Here is a 23,351-nt window from a genome sequence, read left to right on the forward strand (position 1 = left end):
GACAGTTGTCCATCGAGATCGCCAACGAGTCCGGTGCCGAGGTCGACACCGACGCCGTGCTCGCCGTCGCCCGGCACGCGCTCGACGAGATGGGAGTCAACCCGCTCGCCGAGCTCTCCGTGCTGCTGGTCGACATCGACTACATGACCGAGCTGAACCATCGTTGGATGGGCGGCGACGGTCCGACCGACGTGCTGGCCTTTCCCATGGACGAGGGCAGCGTCGACCACGGGCCGGGTGAGACCGCCGCCGCCGGTGGTGAGCCCGCACTGCTCGGCGACATCGTGCTATGTCCGGAGGTGGCGGCGAAGCAGGCCGCCACTGCCGGGCACCGCACCGCCGACGAGCTGCATCTGCTCACCGTGCACGGTGTCCTGCACCTGCTCGGCTACGACCATGCGGAGCCGGAGGAGGAGCGGGAGATGTTCGGGCTCCAGACTCGGTTGCTGGCGAGCTGGCGGTCGGCCCGCTCCCGGTGATGGAAAATCCGCTGGCTGCGGCCGCCACCGGCCTACCCGACCTGCAACTGCTCGTGTTCGCTGCCGGGCTGGTGGTGCTTGCCGGCCTGATCGCGATGACCGAGGCCGCCCTGGCCGCGGTCTCCCCGGCCCGGGCGGCCGAGCTGGCCCGGGAGGGGATCCGGGGAGCCCGTACCCTCCAGACGGTCGCCGGTGACGTGGTCCGGCATCTCAATCTCCTGCTGCTGCTCCGGCTGCTCGCCGAGCTGACGGCCACCACGCTGGTGGCGCTGGTGGCGGTGGACACCTTCGGCGCCGGCTGGCGGGCGGCGCTGGTCACCGCCGGGGCGATGACCGTGGTCAGCTTCGTCGTGGTCGGCGTGGGTCCGCGCACCCTCGGCCGACAGCACGCGTACGCGGTGGGCCGTTCGGCCGCGCCGCTGGTGCGCTGGCTGGGCCGGGTGCTCAACCCGCTGGCCTCCCTGCTGATCCTGATCGGCAACGCGGTCACGCCGGGCCGTGGTTTTCGGGAGGGGCCGTTCGCCACCCAGGTCGAGCTGCGCGAGCTGGTCGACCTCGCCGAGCAGCGGGGCGTGGTGGAGCACGGCGAGCGGCAGATGATCCATTCGGTCTTCGCGCTCGGTGACACCATCGCCCGCGAGGTGATGGTGCCGCGTACCGAGATGGTGTGGATCGAGTCGGGCAAGAACCTCTCCCAGGCGCTCGCGCTGTTCCTGCGCTCCGGCTTCTCCCGGATTCCGGTGATCGGTGAGAGCGTCGACGACGTGCTCGGCATCCTCTACCTCAAGGACCTGATCCGGCGTACCCAGGGCGGGGCCGTCGAGGACCGTCAGCTGCCGGTGGCCGAGCTGATGCGGCCGGCGACCTTCGTGCCCGAGTCCAAGCCCGTCGACGATCTGCTGTCGGAGATGCAGGCCGCCCGTAACCACCTGGTCATCGTGGTCGACGAGTACGGCGGCACCGGCGGCCTGGTCACCATCGAGGACATTCTCGAAGAGATAGTCGGGGAGATCACCGACGAGTACGACGTCGAGCGCCCACCTGTCGAGCAGTTGCCCGACGGTGCGGTGCGGGTCACCGCCCGGCTGCCGGTCGAGGATCTCGGCGAGCTGTTCGACACCGAGCTTCCACACGACGAGGTGGAGACCGTGGGTGGTCTGCTCGCCCAGGCCCTGGGTCGGGTGCCGATTCCGGGCGCGCGGGTCGAGGTGGCCGGCCTGCGCCTGGTCGCCGAGGGCACCACCGGTCGCCGCAACCGGATCGACACGGTGCTGGTGCGCCGGGTGGAGCCGACAAACACGAAGGACGCTCCGGGCGGCCCGCCGACCGCGTCCCGTTCCGACACCGACCAATCCGAGGAGAGGCAGCCCGCCGATGCCTGAGTCACCCGCCGTGCCGGCCGTCCGGTCCACCGGCTCCGAATTGAGCGCCGAGGACGGCAAGCTGGTCATCCTCGCCCGGGGTGCCCGGGGCCGGGTGGGCGCCGTGGAGGGTGCCGCGGTCCGGGATCAGGACGGCCGGACGTATGCGGCGGCCAGCGTGTCGCTGCCCTCGTTGACCATCACCGCGCTGCAACTGGCGGTCGCCTCGGCGGCTGCGGCGGGTGCCACCCGGTTGGAGGCGGCGGTGGTCGTGACCGAGGCGTCCACGCTGGATGGTGCCGGCTACGCGGCCGTGCGTGACCTGGCCGCCGACGCGCCGGTGCACGTGGCCGGGCCGGACGGCACGGTGCTCGGCACGGTGACCGAATGAGCGAACGCTCCTATCGGGCGGGTTTCGCGTGTTTCGTCGGGCGGCCCAACGCCGGCAAGTCCACGTTGACCAATGCCATCGTCGGGCAGAAGATCGCGATCACGTCGAACAAGCCACAGACCACCCGGCACGTCATCCGGGCGGTGCTGCACCGGCCGGAGTCGCAGCTCGTGCTGGTCGACACTCCGGGCCTGCACCGCCCCCGCACCCTGTTGGGTGAGCGGCTCAACGATCTGGTGCGGCAGACCTGGAGCGAGGTCGACGTGATCGGTCTCTGCATCCCGGCCGACGAGCCGATCGGCCGGGGCGACCGGTTCATCACCGGGGAGTTGGCCGAGCTGAAGGCGACCGTGCTGGCGGTGGTCACCAAGACCGACCTGGTCGATCGCAAGCGACTGGCCGAGCAGCTGCTCGCCGTCAGTGAGTTGGGGGACTTCGCGGAGGTCGTGCCGGTCAGCGCGGTCTCCGGGCACCAGGTGGACACCCTGGTCGAGGTGATGACGCGCTATCTCCCCGAGTCGCCGCAGCTGTACCCGGACGACATGCTCACCGACGATCCGGAGCAGGTGCTGGTGGCGGAGCTGATCCGGGAGGCCGCGCTGGAGGGGGTCCGGGACGAGTTGCCGCACTCCATCGCCGTGGTGGTGGAGGAGATGATCCCGGAGGGACGGCTGACGAAGATCTACGCCGACGTGTACGTGGAGCGGCCCAGCCAGAAGGCGATCGTCATCGGGCATCGGGGTGCTCGGCTCAAGGGCGTCGGCACCGCCGCGCGGCGGCAGATCGAGGAGCTGCTGGGCACGAAGGTCTACCTCGATCTGCACGTACGGGTGGCGAAGGATTGGCAGCGCGACCCCAAGCAGCTGCGCAAGCTCGGGTTCTGAGCGGATCCGGCTCACCGGTGCGATCGGACGACTCGCGCCGGAGCGTCTGATCGAGACCGGTCAGGCATATGGGAAGTTTCACTTATGAGCGGGTCTCGGGCCGGTTCGTCGGCGGGCAGCGGAGGGTAGGAGAGCAAAGAGCCGCGCCCCCGAGACAGATGCAGGCTGATGCGAAACAGATACCTGGACGTGCTGCGCGCCCTGGCCATCGTGCGGGTGGTCGTCTACCACGTCACCGGCTGGGAAGCGCTTACGCTGTTGTTCCCGGCGATGTCGGTGATGTTCGCGCTGGCCGGTTCGCTGATGGCCGCGTCGCTGGCGCGGTCCGGGCCGGTGGCGGTCGGTCGGCGACTGCGGCGGCTGCTGCCGTCGTTGTGGGTGGTCGCCGCGATCTTCGTGCCGGCGATGCTGCTCACCGGGCTGCCGCTGACTCCGGCGGTGCTGCTCTGGCTCTTTCCGGTGGCCGACCCGCCGGCCAACTACTGGGGTGCGCTGGCGCTGAGCCCGATCTGGTACCTGCGTGACTACCTGTGGTTCCTTCTCGCCTCACCGGCCGCGCTGTGGCTGTTCCGCCGCTTCCCGCTGCCCACCCTGCTCGCCCCGTACTGCCTGCTGCTGGTCATCGAGTTGGGCATCTATCGGAACCCGCCGGTCGTGCTGCGCCATTTCGGGCTCTACTTCGGGGCGTGGCTGCTGGGTTTCGCCCACCAGAGCGGGATGCTGCGCCGCCTTAGCGTCCGGATTCTGGCGCCGAGCGCGGTCGCGCTCGCGGCGCTGGGCGGTGCCTGGGTGCTCACCCACCAGGGCCCGCGCGGCTACGACCTCAACGACATTCCGCTCGGCAACGCGCTCTGGTCGGCCGCGTTCATCCTGGTGGCGCTGGGTAGGGCACCGGCGAACGCGGCCTGGGTGGACCGTAGCGGATTGTTCGGTCGGGCGGTCACCGTGCTGAACCGGCGGGCGTTGACGGTCTACCTGTGGCACATGGCGTTCGTGGTCGCGCTGACCCCGCTGGTCGACATGGTCGGCTGGTCGCATCAGGATCTGCTGGGCCTGGCGATCCGGGTGGCCCTGGTCTTCCTGCTGGTGGGTCTGGTGACCCTACTGGTGGGCTGGGTCGAGGACGTGGCGGCGAAGCGTCGGCCAGAGCTGGTTCCGGGTGGCCGTCGCCCGGCGTCGCGCCCCGTCCGCCGGCATCCGGAGTCCCGCGTCGGTGACGAGCACGAACCGAGCCCCGAACCGGCGGAACGTTCGGCGGCGCCGATCCCGGAACAGCGTGGCCGAGGTAAGGGAGTCATCGCGAGGTGACGGTGATGTCGCCGCTGCCGGTGCGCAGGTCGAGCGCGGTTGTGGCGGACGGGTCGGGCGTCACGCCCAGCTCGATCTGGCCGGAGCCGACCCTCGACCGGACCTGGTACGCGCCTTCCGGCACGGTCAGGTCGACGTTGCCGCTCGACGCGTGCGCCCGTACGGAGGCGGGCTTGTCCAGTTCGAGGGTGACGTTGCCGGAGTTGGTCTCCGCGTCCACGCTGTCGCCGAGGCGGCTGCCCGTCACGTTTCCGGAGGAGGCCCGCATCACGACGGGTGCGGTCACCTCGTACACCTCGATGTTGCCGGAGCCGGTCTCCACCCGCACCGTGTCGGTCGCCGCGGCCACCCGGACGTCGCCGGAGCCGACCTTGAGATCCACCTGGCCGACGCGGCCGAGGTCGACGTCCCCGGAGCCGGTCTCGCCCCGCACGCTCACCCCCTCGCCGACCGTCACCTCGTAGGAGACGCTGCACCGGGGGCCGCAGGAGGTGTCCAGCACCAGCTCCGCGCCCTTGATCTCGTAGCTGGTGTCCGGCTGGCCACCCTGGTAGCGCACCATGCGCTTGACGCGTACCTCGTCCGCACCGCCGTCCGCCCGGACCATCACGTCGCCGGTGCCGGGCAGCACCTGGATCGTGGTGATCCGGGCGGCCTCGGTGGTGTCGAAGTCCAGCCGCCGGTACGACAGGTTGTCGCACCCGACGAGGACGATGAGGGCGGCGGCCGCGGTGACCGCCATGCCGGCCCGGCGGGCGGCCCTCGCTCGCGGGGCGGCGGTTCGGCGCACGGCGGTGGGCTGATCCGCGGCGGTGGGCCGGGAGACGGCGCTGGTCCGGTGCGAAGCCATGCCGAGCACGCTACGACCGGCGCGACCGGGCGCGCATCCGGGTTCGCCGGCACGGCGACCCCGAGCGGACCCTGAATTCCGACCCGGGGTCGGACCTGATTTCCGGCCGGAGGGGAGAATGGCGCGATGGCCGGGTACCGCCGACAGCTATACCGCGACGACGCGGTGGTGCTGCGTGTGCAGAAACTCGGCGAGTCCGACCGGATCATCACTCTGCTCACCCGGCGGCACGGCCGGCTCCGCGCGGTCGCCCGGGGCGTACGCCGGACCATGTCGAAGTTCGGTGCCCGGCTGGAGCCTTTCGGTCACGTCGATGTGCAACTGGCCGGCGACCCCAAGGGGGAGCACGGCAGCTCGCTGCACAGCGTCAGCCAGGTCGAGGGGATCGACCTCTACGGCAAGCGGTTCCTCGGTGACTATCCCCGCTACACCGCCGCCAGCGCGATCGCCGAGACCGCCGAGCGGCTCACCCCGGTCGAGCGGGAACCGTCGTTGCGGCTGTTCCAGCTCACCCTGGGCGCGCTGCGCGCTCTCGCCGACGGCGGGCACGCCACCACGCTGGTGCTCGACGCGTATCTGCTGCGCGGGATGGCGCTGGCGGGCTGGGCACCGGCGTTGACCGCCTGCGCGGTCTGCGGCACGCCGGGCCGGCACCGGGCGTTCTCGGTGCCGGCCGGGGGTGCGGTGTGCCCGGACTGCCGGCCACCGGGGGCCGCCCACCCGGCCCCGGCCACCATCGACCTGATGTCGGCGTTGACCGTGGGTGACTGGCGGGTCGCCGACGCCACCGAGAACGGGGTACGCCGAGAATGCAGTGGCCTGGTCGCGGCGCACCTGCAGTGGCACCTGGAACGCGCGCTACGCTCGCTGCCGCTGGTCGACCGGGGTGGGATGCCGTCGGCACCCGGCGCGCGGCGAACGACCGGCGATGCCGGCACCGTGGCCTCGACCGGCGCGGCGCTGCCGCCCGACCGGGCGTCACCGGACGTGAGTAGGGAGAGAACCGAGTGATCCGATCGTCCAGGGCCGGGCGGCGCGAACCGGTGCCGCCGACACCGCACCCGTCGGGGGCCCGACCGCCGGCGCTGCCACCGGAGGCGGTGCCCCGCCACGTCGCCGTGGTGATGGACGGCAACGGCAGGTGGGCCAAGGAACGCGGCCTGGCCCGCACCAAGGGCCACGAGGCGGGGGAGTTCTCCCTCTTCGACACCGTCGAGGGCGCCATCGAGTTGGGTATTCCGTACCTCTCGGCGTACGCCTTCTCGACCGAGAACTGGCGACGTTCACCCGATGAGGTGCGGTTCCTGATGGGCTTCAACCGGGATGTCATCCGCCGCCGCCGGGACCAGTTGGTCGACCTCGGGGTGCGGGTGGTGTGGTCCGGTCGGGCCGGGCGGCTGTGGAGGAGCGTCATCAGCGAGTTGCAGACCGCTGAGGAGATGTCCCGCGGCAACTCGACGCTGACCCTTCAGTTCTGCGTGAACTACGGCGGGCAGGCGGAGATCGCCGACGCGGCCGCCGCGATCGCCCGGGAGGTGGCCGCCGGCCGGCTCGATCCGGCCAAGGTCACCGAGAAGACGGTCCAGCGGTACCTCTACCACCCTGAGGTGCCCGAGGTGGACCTGTTCCTGCGGCCCTCCGGCGAGCAGCGGACCTCGAACTTTCTGCTCTGGCAGAGCGCGTACGCCGAGCTGATCTACCTGGACACGCTCTGGCCGGACTTCGACCGCCGGCACCTGTGGTACGCCTGCGAGTTGTACGCCCAGCGCGACCGGCGGTTCGGTGGCGCACTGCCCAACCCGGTGGCCCCGACCGCCTCGGCAGCCGCGGTGCCGGCCGGCTGAGCGTCGGTGCTCCCGGCCTGAGTGGCGGTGCCCCCCGGCCACCTGAGCGCATACCCGGCGGCCACACTGGGTATCACCGCGGGCAGCAGCCACTGACGGAGGTAACCCATATGATCCTCAAGCGCATCGGGCAGTGGGCGGTGATGGCCATCGCGGTACCGGTCGCCGCCGCCGGAGCCCGGAAACTGAGTCACACGCTGGAGGCCCGCCGTGGCCCCAACCGGGTCAGTCGACTGCTCAACAAGGGCGCCGACCTGATCCGCCCCCGGCAGGCCAAGCGCCGCCGCTTCTTCTGACGCGACCGGCGCGACCGGTAGCCCAGCACATACGGCATCTCGCGGTATCCCTCAGCAGGGATACCGCGAGATGCCGTATGTCGGGGGTACCGGTGTCGGCCTCGACCTGTGGGGTCAGGCCTCGACCTCGGCGCGGTCGGGGGTGGCCCAGAGGGTGTGGAACGAGCCGTCCCGGTCGACGCGCCGGTAGGTGTGCGCGCCGAAGTTGTCGCGCAGTCCCTGGATCAGTGCGGCCGGCAGCCGGTCCGCCCGCAGCGCGTCGAAGTACGCCAGCGACGAGGCGAACGCGGGCGCCGGTACGCCCGCCCGGGCCGCCTCGGCCACCACCCGCCGCCAGCTCGGCACGCCGTCGCGCACGGTGTCGGCGAACCACGGCGCCACCAGCAGGGTGGGCAGCTCCGGCTGCTCGTCGTACGCCTGCTTGATGCGGTCCAGGAACCGGGCCCGGATGATGCAGCCGCCACGCCAGATCTTCGCCGTGCCGCCCAGGTCGATGCCCCAGTCGTACTCGGCGCTGCCGGCCCGGATCTGGTCGAAGCCCTGGGCGTACGCGACGATCTTCGAGGCCAGCAGCGCTCGGCGTACGTCCTCGATGAACGCCTCGCGGTCGCTGACCTGCCACTTCTCGCCGGCCTCGGGAAAGGCCCGCAGCGCGGCCTCGCGCTGGCCGACGTGCCCGGACAGCGACCGGGCGAAGGTCGCCTCGGCGATGCCGGTGATCGGGATGCCCAGGTCGAGGGCGATCTGGACGGTCCACCGTCCGGTGCCCTTCTGCTCGGCCCGGTCCTGCACCACGTCCACGAAGGCCCGCCCGGTGGCGGCGTCGGTGTGCGCCAGCACATCGGCGGTGATCTCGATCAGGAAGGACTCCAACTCGCCAGAGTTCCACTCCCGGAAGATCTGCGCGATCTCCGCCGGCTCCGCGCCCAGCCCGGCCCGCAGCAGGTCGTACGCCTCGGCGATGAGCTGCATGTCGGCGTACTCGATGCCGTTGTGGACCATCTTGACGAAGTGCCCGGCACCGTCCGGCCCGATGTGCTGGCAGCAGGGTACGCCCTCGACCTGCGCGGCGATCTTCTCGAAGATCGGTCCGAGCTTGCGGTACGACTCGGCCGAGCCGCCCGGCATGATGCTCGGCCCCCACAGCGCCCCCTCCTCGCCGCCGGAGACACCGGTGCCGACGAAGTGCAGGCCCTTGGCCCGCAGCGCCTCCTCCCGGCGTCGGGTGTCGGCGAAGTGCGCGTTGCCGCAGTCGATGATGATGTCGCCCGCTTCCAGCAACGGCACCAACTCGTCGATCACCGCGTCGGTGGGACCGCCCGCCTTGACCATGACGATCACCGCGCGGGGGCGCTCCAGCGCGGCGACGAAGTCCGCCAGGGACTCCGTCGGGACGAAGGTGCCCTCGTCGCCGTGCTCCGCCACGAGCGACCGGGTCCGCTCCGGCGAGCGGTTGTGCAACGCCACGGTGAACCCGTTGCGGGCCAGGTTCCGGGCCAGGTTGCGGCCCATCACCGCCAGCCCGGTCACACCGATCTGCGCCGTAGCCCGATCCGCCATCCTCGTCGCCACCTTCCGCCGTCTACCTGTATTGCTGCGACGGTATCGCGGCACCCGGGCGGCGCGCGCCGTCCCCCCACCGCTGGTCATCAGGTGGTCGCGCAGGGCACCCAGCATGGCTCGATCAGGTCGCCGGGCGGACGGCCATGCGGGAGAGGTTCAGGTAGGTCACGTTGATGTTGGTGTGTGGGATGGGCACCGCGACTTTGCGCGCGACGTCACCGGAGGCGCGGTCGAAGACGGTGTAGGTGATGTCGCCGTCGGCGCCGGGGATGGTGCTGAGCGCGTGGAGTTGAGTATCCGAGAAGGCGAAGAGCGTCTGCATGGGTCGTCCGACACCGGTTCCGAGGGCGGTGTCGTACAGGGTGCTGGTCTCGCCCGTGGCGCTGTCGGTCGAGAACACCCGGCCGTCGGCGTACACCCAGTGCAGTCGGCCGTCTCGCCAGTCCTGCACGACGTAGCCGAAGTCGTCGAGATTCGGCCGCGTACCGTCGGCGAAGGTCAGGGCGTGTGCCTGATGCTGGCCGGTAGCGGTGTCCCAGGAGACCACCCGTGGCTGTTCGCGGCCGTCGGCGTCGGTGTCCCAGGACAGAAAGGTGATCACACCGTCATGGCAGGGAACCTGCCCGATCGGGGTGCCGGTGCCGAACTGCGGTCGCCAGGCGACGACCTTTTCGCCTCCGTCGGCCGGATAGAGGCGGGCCAGCATCTGCGGGCTGGCGGCCGGGTCGCTCGTGGATACCAGCTCGGGCAGGTCAGGCACCTCGCCCGCATGCCTCCCGGGCGTATCGGTCAGCCCGAACACCTGACCGTCGCAGACGGCGCCGGTGAAGTAGTTGCCCTGCACGTCGTACCGGTGCGCCTGGCCGCCGGTGGTGACGGCGAGTTGGTTGGCGTACCCGCCGTCGGCGGCGCGTCCGTCGTTGTAGACCCCCACCGCTCCACCGTCCGGCAGCGCGAGCATCAGGTTCTGCGCGGTGGCCTTGGGGTTTCCCGCCTTCGTGAGCCCGGACGCCGTCACCTGGTAGTCGCTGTCCTCGTCGGCGAAGTACAGGCCGTGCCCGGACCATGCCGGCGTCATCATGTCCATGCGCTTGGTCTTGAGCGCACGGAAGTCGCCGTCGGCGTCCACCAGCACCAGATATCCTGGCTCGCGCACCTCTCCGACGGCGGTGTACATCTCCGAGTTCTGCGGTCCGACGAAGAAGGCCATGACTGCGTCGCCCAGTGCCGCCTCCTTCTCGGGTACGCTCGCGCGGTCGAAAAACTGCTGCGGTCCTGACGGAGAGTTCGACGTGCATCCCGTCAGAGCCATCGCCGCCACCAACGCCGTGGCAGCCGCGCGCTTCGTTCTCACCGACACAGGCTTCCTTTCGCTGTTCCTGCCGGAGGGCTCGGGGAGGCGTTTCAGCCTCCCCGAGCCCTCCGCGTTACCTCATGCCGCACCCGGGAAGCTGCGCGCGGCCGGTGCTGTTAACTGCTGACGGTCTGATAGGTGCGCGTCTGCGAGTCGTCCCGGATGTCCTTGGGGTAGACCCCGAGCCCGCCATTACCGTCCAGGTCGATGTTGACCGACCGCTTGTAAGCCTTGTACACGAGTTCCGAGCAATTGAGGGTGTCGATGTTGCTGCCCTTGTTCCAGGCGAAGTTGCTGTTGTACGGCTTGCCGGTCAGGTGCACCCTCGCGTAGTCGGCTGCCTGATTCTGGATGGAAATCGTGGTGGCCACGTCCATCTTTTCGATGTTCTTGCAGTATTTCCGGCCGGAGACGGCGAAGTCGCCGCTCTTCTCGCCCGATCCCCGAGCCTCGGTGACCCGGCTCGTCGAGGAGAAGATTCCCGCATGTCCGTGGGAGATGCCGTACGTGGAGGCGGAGGCGTAGAAAATGTCTCCCTTGTAGCGGGAGTTGCCAAGGAGGACAGTTGAACAGGACGATCCGCCGCCGCTCAGCGTGCTGGGCCGGGCATTGCCTTTCGCTGGACGGCATGGGGCGGCCGGATTCGTCGCGCGGCGGCTACCGCGCGACGAATCCGAACACGAGATGACGCGTTACCGGGGATCCCTGGCGTGATTCTCAGCTGATGTTCGAAAAGCCTAAACGGTCTCGGGCTGGTGCCGCTGTCCCGCCTTCTGTCGTCCACCTGACAGAAGTGCTGCGCGCGACCTGGTTCACGCTTGAATCGACGCGGACACGATGACGTGGAGCATTGCCGCTGCCGGTCGGGCCGGAGTGACGCTCGCGGGTGAGGCTACGGGTGCCGGCCGGGGTCGAAGCCGCCAGCACCCATCGCCGCGCAGGTGCCGGCTCGACGCGTACTGGCGGGCGGGTTCAGCCGATCAGCGGGCGGAAGATGCCGAGCGCCACGCTGACGGCCAGCGCGGCCCCGGCGGTCGCCGTCGCGCCGACGACGAGCAGCCAGTCGGCCGCCACGAAGCGCTGTCGGCGGGCGAAGGTGCGCGGCACCCCACTGTCGAAGCCCCGGGCGTCCATCGCCACGGCGAGCCGGGTGCCCCGCCGGATCGCCCCGACCAGCAGCGCGAACGCCGTCGAGACGAACAGTCGCAGCCGGGCCACCGGACTACGTCCGGCCTCGACGCCACGTGCCCGACGGGCCATGGTGATCATGTGCCACTCCTGGCCGAGCAGCGGCACCAACCGGAACGCCGCCAACGCGCCGATCGCGAACCGGGCGGGTGCCCTGGCGTTCTGCACCAGCGCGTCGGCCAGGTCCGTCGGGTCGGTGGTGGCGAAGACGATCACGCCGGGTAACGCCACCGCGAACAGCCGCAGCACCAAACCGAGCGCGGTGACCAGCACCCCCGAGGTCACCACGACCGGCCCCGCGTCGAGCAGCACCCGGCCCGAGCGGTCGGCGGCGAAGAGCACCAGCGTGACCAGGATGCCGCCGCCGGCGGCCAGCAGTGGCCAGGCCCGCCGGGCCAGCAGCCCGGGGTGCACCCCGAACAGCGGCAGCACCGCCAGCTCCACGGCGATCGCGATGGCCGGCGTGACCGGGTCCAGCGTGGCCATCAGCGGAAACGCGAACAACATTGCCGCTGCCAGTTTGGCCACCGGATTGCGCCGGGCCAGCGGCGCGCCCGGCCGGGCGATCGGCTCCAAGGTGATCATCGCGACTCCGGTACCGGGCCGGGGGGAGCGAGGGCCAGCGTACGGTCGGCCAACGCGGCCACGAAGTCGGCGTCGTGGGTGACGGTGACCAGGCCGTGACCGGCGTCGCGCAGATCGGCGAGGAGATCCACCAACTCACGCCAGGTGCGCCGGTCCTGGCCGAAGGTGGGCTCGTCGCAGATGAGCAGGCGGGGCGCGGTGGCCAGGGCGGTCGCCACGCTCAGCCGCCGCGCCTCGCCACCGGAGAGGGTGTACGGGTTGGCGGCGGCGAGCCGATCCAGCCGCAGCCGACTCAACAGTTCCGTGACGCGGTCCTGCACCGCCGATTCGGAGACCCCGGTCCGGCGCGGTCCCAGGGCCAACTCGTCGAAGACCGTACCGGTGACGAACTGGTGCTCGGGATTCTGGAACACCGAGCCGATCCGGCGGGTCAGCGCCGGTGCCCGCCAACGGTGCGGCGCGGTCCGCGAGTCCACTCCGGCCAGTTCCCGGCTCGCCGCCAGCCGCCCGGTGCCGGGCCGGAGGAGTCCGCCGAGCAGCAACGCCAGGGTGGACTTCCCGGCACCGTTCGGCCCGAGCACCGCGAGCGCCTCACCGGCGCGTACGGTCAGGTCGGTGGCGGCCAGCCGGGGTGGCTGACCGACCTGTTCGGCGGTGAGCAGCGCCTCGCCGGCCGGGCCGGCGGCCCGGCGCGGCGGGATCTCCCGGCCGGGCACCCAGACCCCCTCGGCGGCGAGGGCGTCGCCGTGCGCGGCGAAGACCGCCTCCGGTGGGCCGTCGGCGCGGACCCCGCCACCGGGTTCGAGCACCACCACCCGGTCTACCAGGGGCAGCGCCTCGGCGACCCGGTGTTCGACCAGGATCAGGGTGGTGTCGGCGTCCACCGCCCGGGCGAGCGCTGCGCGGATCAGGGCGGCACCGGCCGGGTCGAGGTTGGCGGTGGGCTCGTCCAGCAGCAGCAGGCCGGGACGCAGCGCCAGCACCCCGGCCAGGGCGAGGCGCTGCTGTTCGCCGCCGGAGAGCGCCGCGGTGGGCCGGTCCCGGTGGTACGGGAAACCGACCCGGTCCAGTGCCCCGTCCACTCGCGGCCAGATCTGTCCGGCCGGCACGCCCCGGTTCTCCAGCCCGAACGCCACGTCGTCGCCGCTGCGGGCCATGACGAGCTGGGACTGCGGGTCCTGGAAGACGATGCCGACCCGGTCCCGGGCCTCGCCGACCGGCCGGCCGTCGATCTCGATGGCGCCTTCCCGCTCCCCGGAGTCCTCGGGCAGCAGCCCGGCCAGCGCCGCCAGCAACGTGCTCTTGCCCGCCCCCGACGCCCCCAGCAGCAGCACCCGCTCACCGCGCTCCACCCGCAGCTCAACCCCACGCACCGCCCAGCCACGCCTGCCGGCATGCCGCCACCCGAACCCCCGCACCCCCACCCCGTCACCCATTCCACCCTCCTTCCTCCCTGTTGATCATGAGGTTGACGGTTGATCTGGAGATCAACTTGGCCGTCAACCTCATGATCAACCTGAATGGCTTCGGGTCAGACGAGGGGGCGTTCGCGGGCGGCGGGGAAGCGGTCGAGGGCGCCGGTGCGGGTGAGGGCGCGGGTGAGGGCGTACGCGCCGGCGCCGGCGATTGCGGTGGCGCTGATGATGGTGAGCGCGGCGTAGGGCAGGCGGTAGGTGGCGATGTCGCGTTCGGCGTTCCAGTAGACGAAGTCGAAGATCGCCGCGCTCAGGCCGGTCAGCGCGCCGGCCAGCAGGGCGGCCGGCAGTCGGTAGGACCGGTACCGGAAGGCGGCGAAGGCCAGTTCGGCGCCGAGACCCTGCATCAGGCCCTGCAGCAGGACGATGGTGCCCCACTGGTTGCCCAGCAGGGCCGAGACGATCGCCGCCAGCAGTTCGCAGTACAGCGAGGCGCCGGGCTTGCGGATGACCAGGCCGCCGAGCACGGCCGGCACCAGCCAGACACCGTAGATGAGGGTCTGTGCCGGCGGGAAGAAGCTGAAGGCGCCCTCGGTGGCGCTCCACACCACGCCCCAGGCCCAGAAGATGACGCCGAAGGCGACGGCGATGACCGACGCCACCACGATGTCGATGGTGCGCCAGCGGTTGTTGTCGGTGGTCTGCACGATGATTGCTCCCAGTCCAGATGCGAACCAGGCAAGACGCACGCCCCGGCCGGCGGCGCCGAACGGTGGCGGGCTGGAGGTGGACCGAACTCCCTGCGCTGGCATTACCCAGATCAGGTGCGGAGGGTCTGCGGGCGGACCCGCACTCTCAGCGCTGTGCGCTCCCCTGTCGGAGGTGTTGTCTGTCCCGCCGACGCTAACACCACGGAAGATCCACCGGCAATGTGATCTGCCCAGGTCACGACGGGTGCTCGCATCCGGCTGGTCTGGTGGGCCGGTAGGCCGGCGAGTTCGGCCGAATCTGTGACATCCATCGACGTCATCCGCAACGAACGGTAATCTCAGTCCGCCGATCCGCCACGGCCGAAGGATGACGGGTGACCACAGACACTGACCGGGCCGTGCCGGATGACCCGGAGGGCCGGGCCTCGCCCGGGGGCATCGACACCGAAACCGTCCTGCGGACCCTGCCGCGGCCGAGCCGCCCCGGCGCTGGCTCGGTGACCGGATCGGCTCGGTGGAGGTCCTGGCGGCGCTGCTGATCATCCTGATCATCTTTCGGGAGCCGATCGCCGCCGCCCTGGACGATCCCCGCATCCAGACCTGGACCACCGTCTTCGTCTCGATCATGGTGCAGGCGGTGCCGTTCCTGGCCTTCGGAGTGCTGCTCTCCGCCGTGATCGCGGTCTTCGTACCCCGATCCTTCTGGGCGAAGGCGTTGCCCCGACACCCGGCGCTGGCGGTGCCGGCAGCCAGCGCGGCCGGGGTGGTGCTGCCGGGCTGCGAATGCGGCTCGGTGCCGATCGCCGGGTCACTGATCCGGCGGGGCGTCACCCCGGCCGCCGCGCTGGCGTTCCTGCTCGCCGCCCCGGCGGTCAACCCGATCGTGCTCACCGCCACCGCGGTCGCCTTCCCGAACAACCCCGAGATGGTGCTTGCCCGGGGCGTCGCCAGCCTGATCGTCGCCATGATCATGGGTTGGCTCTGGCTGCGGCTCGGGCGTACCGAATGGATCAGGATGCCGCGCCGGCCGGAACTGGACGACGCGTCCCGGGGCCGGGCCTTCTGGGCCGCCGTCCGTCACGACGTGACCCACGCCGGTGGTTTCCTGGTGCTCGGCGCGATGGCCTCCGCCAGCATCAACGTGCTGGTGCCGGAGCGGTGGTTGCAGACCCTGGCCGACAACGCGTGGCTGTCGATCCTGGCGCTGGCGTTGCTCGCCGTGCTGCTCTCGCTCTGTTCGGAGGCCGACGCCTTCGTCGCCGCCTCGCTGTCCCAGTTCTCGCTCACTTCCCGGCTGGTCTTCCTGGTGGTGGGGCCGATGGTCGATCTCAAGCTGATCTCGATGCAGGCCGGCGTGTTCGGCCGCCGCTTCGCGTTCCGGTTCTCGCCGACCACCTCCGTGGTGGCCGTGCTGATCGCCGCCGGCGCCGGGGCGGTGCTGCTGTGAACCGGCAGGCGCAGGCGGTGATCCTGTTGCTGCTCGGCGGCGCGGTGATCCGGGCCAGCATCACCGACCTCTACCTGCGCTACGTCAAGGAGGGCCTGCGTCCCTTCCTGATCGCCGCCGGCCTGCTGCTGATCGCCGCCGCGATCATGACGCTCTGGTACGAGCTGCGCCCGCCGGCCCCCCGCACGTTGGCCACGGCCGGTGGCCCCGGCGGCGCTCCCGCCGGTGACGCACCGGTCGGTGGCGACGATGCTGTCTCGGTCGGTGGCGGCACTGGCGTACCAGCCGGCGGCTCCGGCGTCGACCACGACGGCCACGGGCACGCCCACCACGAGCCGCGGGTCGGTTGGCTGCTGATCCTGCCTGTGCTCGGCCTGCTGCTGGTCGCCCCGCCGGCCCTCGGGTCGTACGCGGCGGGCCAGGCCGGCACGGCGCTGGGCAGTCAACAGCAGTCGGACTATCCGCCGCTGCCCGAGGGTGACCCGGTGCAGGTCAGCGTCCTGGACTACGCCTCCCGGGCGCTGTTCGACCGGGGTACGTCGATCGGCGATCGGCGGGTGCAGCTCACCGGCTTCATCGCCACCGGCGCGGACGGCCAGCCGATCCTGGCCCGGATGGTGCTGTCCTGCTGCGCCGCCGACGGCCGCCCGGTCAAGCTCGGGTTGACCGGTGACGTGCCGGCTGGGCTGCCCGACGACAGCTGGGTGGAGGTGACCGGCCACTACAGTGACCGGCTCGGCCGGGATCCGGTGAACGACGCCGAGATCCCCTACCTTGAGGTCGAGTCCTGGCGGCAGGTGCCCGCCCCCAAGCGCCCGTACGACTAGTCAGGCCCGACCTCGGGCGAGCCCTTCGAGGGCGTTGCCGTCGTTGCTGGATTGACCATGATGCTGGCGCCGCTCGTCCGGCGCGGTGCAGGGCGCTCGGTAGGCTGCCGGTATGCGTATCGAGGCCCGGGGTCTGCGGTTCGACCTCGCCACCGGCGGTCCGGAGCAGGGCGAACCGGTGCTGCTGCTGCATGGGTTCCCGCAGCACTCGGGCGAGTGGGACGGGGTCCGGCCGACCCTGCACGCGGCGGGTCTGCGCACTTACGCCCTGGACCAGCGGGGCTACTCCCCGCAGGCCCGGCCCGGACCGGTCGAGGCGTACCGGCTGGGGGAACTGGTCGCCGACGCGGCGGCGGTGCTGGACGCCCTCGGGGTGCCCGCCGCCCACGTGGTCGGGCACGACTGGGGGGCGGTCGTCGGGTGGGCGCTGGCCGCCACCCACCCGGACCGGGTACGGACCCTGACCGCGGTCTCCGTGCCGCATCCGGCGGCCATGGCGTACGCGTTGACACACGACCCGCAGCAGAAGGCGCGCTCGGCGTACATGGTGCTGTTCCGGAAGCCGGGGGTGGCGGAGAAGACGTTGCTGGCGCTCGGTGCGGCCGGGCTGCGGCGGCTGCTGCATGGCGTCGGCGACGGTGCCCGGGTGGCCGCGTACGCCGATCCGATGCGCGAGCCGGGTGCGCTGACCGCCGCGTTGAACTGGTACCGGGCGATGTCGAAGGCCGATCTGGCGGCGATCGGCCCGGTGCCGGTGCCCACCACCTTCGTCTGGAGTGACGGTGACGTCGCCATCGGGCGGGTGGCCGCGCAGGCGTGCGCCGCACACGTGACCGGTGACTTCCGATTCGTCGAACTGGCCGGGATCACCCACTGGATCCCGGACGAGGCGCCGACGGCGCTGGCCGAGGCGATCCTGGCCAGGGTGCGCCCGGCGGCCTGAGGGCGGAGAGCGGGCACGGGGGATGCTGAACCTGTTTTGGTTCGCACCCGGTGGGGCATCAGCGATGCCGCCGGCAACGAGGGCCGGCGGAGCCCCGGAGGTCCGCAGTGTCGAAGGAACCCGAGAAGCAGCGGTGGCAGCGCAACTTCGCCGACCTGCTACAGGAATTGCGGGTCGCGCAGACCGGCGTGCAGATCCTCTTCGCCTTCCTGCTGACCCTGCCGTTCAGCGCCGGTTTCGACGACACCACCCAGTTTCAGCGGGACGTCTACATCGTCGCGCTGCTGGCCGCGGCCGGCGCCACCGCGATGATCATCTCGCCGGTGGCGTTCCACCGGGCGCTGTTCCGAAAGGGCCGCAAACCGGAACTGGTGCGCTTCGCCCACCGGATGGCCAGCGGCGGTCTCGGCTTCATGCTTGTCGCGATGGTGAGTTCGGTGCTGCTGATCACCGACTTCGTGCTCGCCCGACCGGTCGCCTTCCTGCTCAGCGGCGTCGCCGGGCTGTGGTTCCTGAGCTTCTGGATCTTCCTGCCGTTCGCCCGTCGCAACTGGGGTGACGAAGACATCGACGACGACGAGGACCCGAGCGGCCTGAACCAGGGCTGAGCCGGCCGCCATGAAGTTGTTGTCGCGACGCACCGATGTCGATGACAACAACTTCATGATCGACGCCTGAGGTGGGTGGCAGAGGGCGGGGGAGGGGCTGGGTGGGGAGGTCAGGGGGATTGGGGGTCGCGGAGGCCGAGGCGGCGGAGTTCGAGGGCGGCCAGGGCGTTGACTGTGGTGTCGTCGCCTCGGCGCCACGCTTCGGCCACGTCGGGGGCGATCCGGGTGAGCTTGCGCAGCGGTTGGCCGGCCAGGGCGCGCAGGGCCAGCAGATCCCGGCCGGCGGGTGCGGCGGCCAGCGCCGCCGCCGAGCCGGCCCGGCGCATCCAGCGCACCCGCAGCGGCAGCCAGCCGAACACCACCAACCCGAGCGGCACGATCAACAGCCCGACGGCCAGTGCCAACGCCAACTGGTCGACCAACTCCTGCTGGTCGCGGCCGGCCTCGGCGAGCGAGCGGGCGGCGTCGGCCGCCCGCTCGAAGGGGGCGGTCAGCTCATCGCCGACCAATGGCACCCGGCCGACCTTGCCGCCGGCCTCGGCGAGGTTGTCGGCAAGTCCGCCGCCCGCCCCTTCCAGCTTCTGCCCGGGTACGGCGAGTTTCTGCACCAGGTCGTGCAGCCACAGCGCACCCCGGATCGTCGCGTACACCCAGGCGATGACGAGCAGATCGGTGAGCAGCTGTCGCAGCGCGGTCGGGAAACGATCAGCGTAGATCTTCACGCCGGACAGCCTGCCACGGACCCCGCCAGCAGGCACCCCGACAACCGTCCGTCAGACCTCGCCGATCTTGTAGTTGTGGTCGCCGATATGCCCGCTCTGGCAGCAGTCGTCCCGACCATAGGTGCAAGATCGGCGGTGGCGGGTTAACGGGCGCAGGCCGGGCAGGTGCCGAAGATCTCCAGGGTGTGGCTGACGTCGGTGAAGCCGTGCTGTGCGGCGACGCGGTCGGCCCAGGTCTCCACCGTCGGGCCGGCCACCTCGACGGTGCGACCGCAGGCGCGGCAGACCAGGTGGTGGTGATGCCCCTCGCTGCACCGGCGGTACAGATGCTCGCCGCCCGGCGGGCGCATCACATCGATCTCGCCCGCCTCGGCCAACCCCTGCAACGTCCGGTAGACGGTGGTCAACCCGACCCGCTCGCCACGGTCGCGCAGCATCGCGTGCAGCTCTTGGGCGCTGTGGAAGCCCTCCGTCTCGGCGAGCAGCGCGCTCACCGCCGACCGTTGACGGGTGTTGCGAACCGCCGTACCACCGTCGCTCATGACGCCACTCCGCTTCGCTGCGTGCCGCCATGAGGCACGTCCGCACTGAGCCTGATGATTCGCTCGCTACGCTCGCTCATGACGCCACTCCGCTCGCTCATGATCCCTCCCTGGCGTGGCTGACCGCGTCGGCCACGATGTGCGCGACGTGCTCGTCGACCAGGGTGTACGCGATCTCCCGCCCCCGCCGGGAGCCACGGACCACGCCCGCCCCACGGAGCACCCTCAGGTGCTGGGAGACCAGCGGCTGGGCCACGCCGAGCTTGTCCACCAGCTCGTGTACGCAGCGCTCACCACCGGCCAGCTCGCTGACGATGGCCAGCCGGATCGGTGCCGAGAGGGCGCGCAGCAACTCGCTGGCACCCTCGTACGCGTCATAGCCGGATCCGCTGGTCACCCTGCAACGGTAACCAATACCGGCGCGCCGCTCGTGATCAGGACCCGCCGAGCACCACCTCGTGCGGCTCCGGAGCCGGCGCGGGCTGGGGTCGGGCCCGCCGGAGCCGACGCCAACCGGCGGCCAGCAGGGTGACCACCACGAACGAGGCGATCGCGAGCACCACCACCGACGCGCCGGGCGCGGTGTCGGCGGTCGCCGCCATCCAGATGCCCGCCCCGCCGGCGAACAGGCCCAACGCCATCGCCGCCGCCATCGTGCTGCGGAACCCCCGGGTGACCTGCTGCGCGGTGGCCACCGGCACGACCATCAGCGCGCTGATCAGCAGCACGCCGACCGCGCGCATGGCGATCGTCACCGTGATCGCCGTGGTGACCGCGAGCAGCAGGTTGAGCGCGCGTACCGGCAGGCCGGAGACCCGGGCGTACTCCTCGTCGTGACAGACGGCGAACAGCGCCGGCCGCAGCCCGATCATCGCGATCAGCACGGCCGTGCCGAGCACCGCGATGGTGGCGACATCAGCCCGGGACGCCGTGCTCAACGCGCCGAACAGGTACGCGTTGAGGTTGGAGCTGGTGCTGTCGGAGAGCCCCACCAGCACCACCCCGCCGGCGATGCCGCCGTAGAAGAGCAGCGCGAGGGCCAGATCGCCGGAGGTGCGGCCGCGTTCACGGATCAGCTCGATGACGACCGCGCCGACGGTGGCCGCGATCACTGCCATGATCACGGGGGAGGTCTGGAAGAGCAGGCCGGCACCGACCCCGGTCAGTGCGACGTGCCCGATGCCGTCCCCGATCAGCGCCAGCCGCCGCTGCACCAGGTAGATGCCGAGCGCGGGCGCGGTCAGCCCGATGATCAGAGCGCTGACCAGCGCAAGCTGCATGTACTCGTACTGGAAGAGGCTCATCGTGCGCTCCACAGCCCGGCGGGCTCCTCGGGACCGTGCGGATGCACGTGGTCGTGGTCCGGCGCCGCGTGGTGGCCGGCCGGCTCCGGCACGGCGCCGTCGTGCGCCACGAACCCCTGGTGTACGACGATCGCCCGGCCGATCACCGGGCGCAGCGGACCCAACTCGTGGGCGACGAGCAGTACGGTCCCTCCGCCGACGGTGAAGTCGCGCAGCGCACCGGCGAACGCCTCCTGGCTGGCCGCGTCCACGCCGGCCGTCGGCTCGTCGAGGATCAGCAGCTCGGGCTGCCCGGCCAGGGCCCGGGCGATGAGCGTGCGCTGCTGCTGCCCTCCGGAGAGGGTGCTGACCGGGTCCTTCGCCCGGTCGGCCAGGCCAACCGCGCGCAGCGCCTCGGCGACGGCTGCCCGGTCGGCCCGCCCGGGCGGGCGCAGGATCCCCCGGCGGGCCAGCCGTCCGGCGGCGACCACCTCGGCGACGGTGGCCGGTACGCCACTGCCGGCACCGAGGCGCTGGGGGACGTACCCGACGCGGTGCCACTGCCGGAACCGGCGGACCGGCCGGCCGAAGAGGGTCACGGTGCCGGCGCTCAGCGGAACCAGCCCGAGAATGGCGCGGATCAGGGTGGACTTGCCGGAGCCGTTGGCGCCCAGGATCGCGACCACCTCACCGGCGGTCACGGTAAGCGAGACGTCACGAAGCACGGGGCGGCCGTCGTAGCCGACCACCCCGTGCGTGACGGTGATGACGTCAGGTGTCACGAGCAGCTCAACGCCGTCCTCAGGGTCCCCAGGTTGGTACGCATCACCGAAAGGTAGTCCCCGTCGCCCTCGGCTGACAGGCCCTCGATCGGATCCAGCACCGCGGTCTGCGCGCCGACCTCACGGGCGATGGTCTCGGCCACCTTCGGGCTGACCAGCGTCTCGAAGAAGATCGTGGTGGCCTGGTGCTCCCGGGCCTCCTCGGTCACCGCCGCCAGTCGCTGCGGTGACGGCTCGTCCTCCGGGGTGAGTCCGGTGATGCCGATCTGCTCCAACTCGTACTTCTGCGCCAGGTAGCCGAACGCGGTGTGGCTGACCACGATCTCCCGACGCTGGCAGGTCTTCAGCCCCTCGGTGAACTCGGTGTCCAGCTTCTCCAGCTCGGTACGGAGGGTGGCGGCCCGCTGGGTGTACTCGCCGGCCCGGTCCGGGTCGGCCGTGCCGAGCCGCTCGGCGAGCTTGTCACCGATGGTCGCCAGTCGGGTCGGGTCGAGCCAGACGTGCGGGTCCTTGGCACCCTCGGACGCCTCCTCGGCGTGCTCCTCGCCTTCGTGGTCGTGGCCACCGGCGGTGGCGTCCAGCAGGGGCTCCACGGTCGCCACGTCGAAGGCGCGGTCACCGGCCTGCTGCTCGACCGCCTCGTCCACGGCGGGCTGGAAGCCGTGCAGGAAGACGACCAGTTCCGCCTCGCTGATCTGGCCGACCTGACTCGGGTTGAGCTCCAGGTCGTGCGGCTCGGCACCGGGGCGGGCCAGGTTGGTCACGGTCACGGCGTCGCCGCCGACCCGCTCGGCGAGGAACTGCAACGGGTAGAAACCGGCCACCACGTCGACCCGCAGCGGGTCGGCGCCGGCCGGGCTGTCGTCGTTCGAACAGGCGGTGACGCCGGCCAGGGCGAGCAGCGCCGCCGTGGCGGTGGCCAGGGCACGCGGGGTGGGGCGGAAGGTCATGTCCTCGACTTTCCGCGACAACGACAATGATTGTCAAAAACGCATGCTTGCATGTCAGAACAGCTTCACCAGACCGGCCGTGACCAGCAACGTCAGCACGACCAGCCGGATCGTCCGGGTCTGCGGCGTCTGCACCGACCAGGTGGTCACCAGCAGAGCCGCCAACGCGCCGGCCAGCAGCAGGGTCAGCAGCCCGCCGACCACGCCCGGAGCGAAGAACGCGACAAGCGCAACAAGCAGGGTGACCAGGAACACCGTCGTCGGATTGGTCCGGGCCAGTCGGCCGGCGATCCCAGGCTGCGTACGCTGCATCCCACAGACTCTACGAGGAGGAGAAGCCGGTGCTGGTGACCAACCGGTTCGTGGTCGACGAGGACGTCGCGGAGGCGTTCGCCACCCGGGCCCACGCAGCCCTCGCGGCACTGGCCGCCCGGCCCGGCTACCAGCGCGGACAACTGGTCCGGGCGCTGGACGACCCGCGTCACTGGTGCCTGGTCACCGAGTGGGAGTCGGTGGGCACCTACCGCCGCGCGCTCGGCGGGTTCGACGTGAAGATCACGGCGGTGCCGCTGCTCGCCGAGAGTGTCGACGAGCCGTCCGCGTACGAGCCGTTGGCGACCGCCGCGCCGGGCGGCGACGTGGTCACGGTCGCCAGTGACCGGGCTGCGGGTCCTTACCGCTGAGTCGCCGGGCACTACGCTGGCTCCCATGACCGCTCCCGGACCGGCAGCCCCACCACCAGACCCCTCGCTGCCCGGCCAGCAGGGACCTCAGGCGGCGGACGAAAGCGGCACGCCGGCCCCGTCCGACCCGCCGTCCACCGACGGCACCGGTACGCGGCCCGCAGCTGCCACCGGCCCGACCACGCCGCCCGGCACCGACGCGCCGCCGCCCGGGCCCGGGGTGGGGCCGCCCGTCGCGGCGCCACCGCCCGAGGGTCGTCGGTGCCGGCTCTGGCTCGGGGTCCGCGCGGGGGGGCTGGCCCATCTGGTCTGTTTCGGCGGTGGGGGCACGGCGAT

28 protein-coding genes, 1 pseudogene and 1 riboswitch are annotated in these 23,351 nt (G+C 71.4%); of the genes and pseudogenes, 15 read left to right on the forward strand and 14 right to left on the reverse strand.

Annotated features, from left to right (window positions below):
- The first annotated feature begins 5 nt into the window (after window positions 1–5).
- The 5 genes from ybeY (at window position 6) to AC2CHE_RS12145 (ending at window position 4,423) form a co-directional block, all read left to right on the forward strand.
- Entirely contained in the window at window positions 6–479 is a 474-nt protein-coding gene (gene ybeY, locus AC2CHE_RS12125) for an rRNA maturation RNase YbeY (RefSeq protein ID WP_484505002.1), read from the forward strand.
- On the forward strand, window positions 479–1,861 hold the full coding sequence (locus AC2CHE_RS12130) for a hemolysin family protein (RefSeq protein ID WP_484505003.1): 1,383 nt from the start codon (window positions 479–481) through the stop codon (window positions 1,859–1,861). Before ybeY ends, AC2CHE_RS12130 begins: the two co-directional genes overlap by 1 nt.
- Window positions 1,854–2,231, forward strand: coding sequence for a cytidine deaminase (locus AC2CHE_RS12135; protein ID WP_282237161.1), 378 nt, complete (start codon window positions 1,854–1,856; stop codon window positions 2,229–2,231). The genes AC2CHE_RS12130 and AC2CHE_RS12135 overlap by 8 nt, the downstream gene beginning before the upstream one ends.
- Entirely contained in the window at window positions 2,228–3,115 is an 888-nt protein-coding gene (era, locus tag AC2CHE_RS12140; RefSeq protein ID WP_484505004.1) for a GTPase Era, read from the forward strand. Before AC2CHE_RS12135 ends, era begins: the two co-directional genes overlap by 4 nt.
- A gap of 168 nt (window positions 3,116–3,283) precedes the next feature.
- A complete protein-coding gene (locus AC2CHE_RS12145) occupies window positions 3,284–4,423 on the forward strand; it encodes an acyltransferase family protein (RefSeq protein ID WP_484505005.1) in 1,140 nt (379 codons plus the stop codon).
- On the opposite strand, the gene AC2CHE_RS12150 is transcribed toward AC2CHE_RS12145, so the two are convergent.
- Window positions 4,410–5,273: a DUF4097 family beta strand repeat-containing protein gene (locus AC2CHE_RS12150; RefSeq protein ID WP_484505006.1), complete on the reverse strand. Its 864-nt coding sequence runs from the start codon at window positions 5,271–5,273 to the stop codon at window positions 4,410–4,412. The genes AC2CHE_RS12145 and AC2CHE_RS12150 overlap by 14 nt on opposite strands.
- Before the next feature lie 126 nt (window positions 5,274–5,399).
- On the opposite strand from AC2CHE_RS12150, the gene recO reads away from it, so the two are divergent.
- The 3 genes from recO (at window position 5,400) to AC2CHE_RS12165 (ending at window position 7,413) form a co-directional block, all read left to right on the forward strand.
- Window positions 5,400–6,284 carry a DNA repair protein RecO gene (recO, locus tag AC2CHE_RS12155; RefSeq protein ID WP_484505007.1) on the forward strand — a complete coding sequence of 295 codons (885 nt, stop codon included), beginning with the start codon at window positions 5,400–5,402 and terminating at the stop codon, window positions 6,282–6,284.
- A 32-nt stretch (window positions 6,285–6,316) separates the two neighbouring features.
- Window positions 6,317–7,117: an isoprenyl transferase gene (locus tag AC2CHE_RS12160; RefSeq protein WP_484505030.1), complete on the forward strand. Its 801-nt coding sequence runs from the start codon at window positions 6,317–6,319 to the stop codon at window positions 7,115–7,117.
- A gap of 110 nt (window positions 7,118–7,227) precedes the next feature.
- Window positions 7,228–7,413, forward strand: a complete 186-nt coding sequence (locus AC2CHE_RS12165; RefSeq protein ID WP_484505008.1) for a hypothetical protein — start codon at window positions 7,228–7,230, stop codon at window positions 7,411–7,413.
- A 114-nt stretch (window positions 7,414–7,527) separates the two neighbouring features.
- On the opposite strand, the gene gndA is transcribed toward AC2CHE_RS12165, so the two are convergent.
- From gndA to AC2CHE_RS12180, 3 genes are all read right to left on the reverse strand, one after another.
- Window positions 7,528–8,973 (reverse strand): NADP-dependent phosphogluconate dehydrogenase, encoded by a 1,446-nt coding sequence (gene gndA / locus AC2CHE_RS12170; protein WP_484505009.1) that lies wholly within the window; start codon window positions 8,971–8,973, stop codon window positions 7,528–7,530.
- A gap of 124 nt (window positions 8,974–9,097) precedes the next feature.
- The gene (locus AC2CHE_RS12175; RefSeq protein WP_484505010.1) at window positions 9,098–10,330 is read right to left on the reverse strand and encodes a hypothetical protein; all 1,233 of its coding nucleotides are present in this window, start codon (window positions 10,328–10,330) and stop codon (window positions 9,098–9,100) included.
- 116 nt (window positions 10,331–10,446) lie between these two features.
- A complete protein-coding gene (locus tag AC2CHE_RS12180; protein WP_484505011.1) occupies window positions 10,447–10,701 on the reverse strand; it encodes a YiiX/YebB-like N1pC/P60 family cysteine hydrolase in 255 nt (84 codons plus the stop codon).
- 13 nt (window positions 10,702–10,714) lie between these two features.
- On the opposite strand from AC2CHE_RS12180, the gene AC2CHE_RS12185 reads away from it, so the two are divergent.
- Window positions 10,715–10,855, forward strand: a complete 141-nt coding sequence (locus AC2CHE_RS12185) for a hypothetical protein (RefSeq protein ID WP_484505012.1) — start codon at window positions 10,715–10,717, stop codon at window positions 10,853–10,855.
- Window positions 10,856–11,302: 447 nt separating this feature from the next.
- Here AC2CHE_RS12185 and AC2CHE_RS12190 read toward each other — a convergent pair whose 3' ends face one another.
- From AC2CHE_RS12190 to AC2CHE_RS12200, 3 genes are all read right to left on the reverse strand, one after another.
- Window positions 11,303–12,103, reverse strand: coding sequence for an energy-coupling factor transporter transmembrane component T family protein (locus tag AC2CHE_RS12190; protein WP_484505013.1), 801 nt, complete (start codon window positions 12,101–12,103; stop codon window positions 11,303–11,305).
- Window positions 12,100–13,539: an ABC transporter ATP-binding protein gene (locus AC2CHE_RS12195; protein WP_484505014.1), complete on the reverse strand. Its 1,440-nt coding sequence runs from the start codon at window positions 13,537–13,539 to the stop codon at window positions 12,100–12,102. Before AC2CHE_RS12195 ends, AC2CHE_RS12190 begins: the two co-directional genes overlap by 4 nt.
- Before the next feature lie 95 nt (window positions 13,540–13,634).
- Window positions 13,635–14,225 carry an ECF transporter S component gene (locus AC2CHE_RS12200; protein WP_484505015.1) on the reverse strand — a complete coding sequence of 197 codons (591 nt, stop codon included), beginning with the start codon at window positions 14,223–14,225 and terminating at the stop codon, window positions 13,635–13,637.
- Window positions 14,226–14,297: 72 nt separating this feature from the next.
- Window positions 14,298–14,403: riboswitch (TPP riboswitch) on the reverse strand.
- A gap of 330 nt (window positions 14,404–14,733) precedes the next feature.
- Here AC2CHE_RS12200 and AC2CHE_RS12205 point away from each other — a divergent pair.
- The 4 genes from AC2CHE_RS12205 to AC2CHE_RS12220 all read left to right on the forward strand — a co-directional run bounded on the left by AC2CHE_RS12205 (window position 14,734) and on the right by AC2CHE_RS12220 (window position 18,053).
- Window positions 14,734–15,675 carry a permease gene (locus AC2CHE_RS12205; RefSeq protein WP_484505031.1) on the forward strand — a complete coding sequence of 314 codons (942 nt, stop codon included), beginning with the start codon at window positions 14,734–14,736 and terminating at the stop codon, window positions 15,673–15,675.
- Complete coding sequence (locus AC2CHE_RS12210) at window positions 15,672–16,502, forward strand: TIGR03943 family putative permease subunit (protein ID WP_484505016.1); 831 nt, start codon at window positions 15,672–15,674, stop codon at window positions 16,500–16,502. The genes AC2CHE_RS12205 and AC2CHE_RS12210 overlap by 4 nt, the downstream gene beginning before the upstream one ends.
- A gap of 112 nt (window positions 16,503–16,614) precedes the next feature.
- Window positions 16,615–17,445: an alpha/beta fold hydrolase gene (locus AC2CHE_RS12215; RefSeq protein ID WP_484505017.1), complete on the forward strand. Its 831-nt coding sequence runs from the start codon at window positions 16,615–16,617 to the stop codon at window positions 17,443–17,445.
- Window positions 17,446–17,552: 107 nt separating this feature from the next.
- Window positions 17,553–18,053, forward strand: coding sequence for a DUF6328 family protein (locus AC2CHE_RS12220; RefSeq protein ID WP_484505018.1), 501 nt, complete (start codon window positions 17,553–17,555; stop codon window positions 18,051–18,053).
- A 110-nt stretch (window positions 18,054–18,163) separates the two neighbouring features.
- Here the strand turns inward: AC2CHE_RS12220 and AC2CHE_RS12225 are convergent, their stop codons facing one another.
- From AC2CHE_RS12225 to AC2CHE_RS12255, 7 genes are all read right to left on the reverse strand, one after another.
- Window positions 18,164–18,775 (reverse strand): hypothetical protein, encoded by a 612-nt coding sequence (locus tag AC2CHE_RS12225; RefSeq protein ID WP_484505019.1) that lies wholly within the window; start codon window positions 18,773–18,775, stop codon window positions 18,164–18,166.
- A gap of 143 nt (window positions 18,776–18,918) precedes the next feature.
- Window positions 18,919–19,317: a Fur family transcriptional regulator gene (locus tag AC2CHE_RS12230; protein ID WP_484505020.1), complete on the reverse strand. Its 399-nt coding sequence runs from the start codon at window positions 19,315–19,317 to the stop codon at window positions 18,919–18,921.
- A 97-nt stretch (window positions 19,318–19,414) separates the two neighbouring features.
- Window positions 19,415–19,714, reverse strand: a complete 300-nt coding sequence (locus AC2CHE_RS12235; protein WP_484505021.1) for an ArsR/SmtB family transcription factor — start codon at window positions 19,712–19,714, stop codon at window positions 19,415–19,417.
- 37 nt (window positions 19,715–19,751) lie between these two features.
- A complete protein-coding gene (locus AC2CHE_RS12240; RefSeq protein ID WP_484505022.1) occupies window positions 19,752–20,621 on the reverse strand; it encodes a metal ABC transporter permease in 870 nt (289 codons plus the stop codon).
- Window positions 20,618–21,382 (reverse strand): metal ABC transporter ATP-binding protein, encoded by a 765-nt coding sequence (locus AC2CHE_RS12245; protein WP_484505023.1) that lies wholly within the window; start codon window positions 21,380–21,382, stop codon window positions 20,618–20,620. Before AC2CHE_RS12245 ends, AC2CHE_RS12240 begins: the two co-directional genes overlap by 4 nt.
- Window positions 21,379–22,332: a metal ABC transporter substrate-binding protein gene (locus tag AC2CHE_RS12250; protein WP_484505024.1), complete on the reverse strand. Its 954-nt coding sequence runs from the start codon at window positions 22,330–22,332 to the stop codon at window positions 21,379–21,381. Before AC2CHE_RS12250 ends, AC2CHE_RS12245 begins: the two co-directional genes overlap by 4 nt.
- Window positions 22,333–22,386: 54 nt before the next feature.
- Entirely contained in the window at window positions 22,387–22,644 is a 258-nt protein-coding gene (locus AC2CHE_RS12255) for a hypothetical protein (RefSeq protein ID WP_484505025.1), read from the reverse strand.
- 29 nt (window positions 22,645–22,673) lie between these two features.
- Between AC2CHE_RS12255 and AC2CHE_RS12260 the strand changes: the two genes are divergently transcribed.
- Together AC2CHE_RS12260 and AC2CHE_RS12265 are read left to right on the forward strand one after the other, a co-directional pair.
- Window positions 22,674–23,015 carry an antibiotic biosynthesis monooxygenase family protein gene (locus tag AC2CHE_RS12260; protein ID WP_281564217.1) on the forward strand — a complete coding sequence of 114 codons (342 nt, stop codon included), beginning with the start codon at window positions 22,674–22,676 and terminating at the stop codon, window positions 23,013–23,015.
- A gap of 25 nt (window positions 23,016–23,040) precedes the next feature.
- Window positions 23,041–23,351, forward strand: a pseudogene (locus AC2CHE_RS12265) (hypothetical protein); the annotation flags it as partial.

Source organism: Micromonospora sp. ATLC16 (assembly GCF_057196645.1).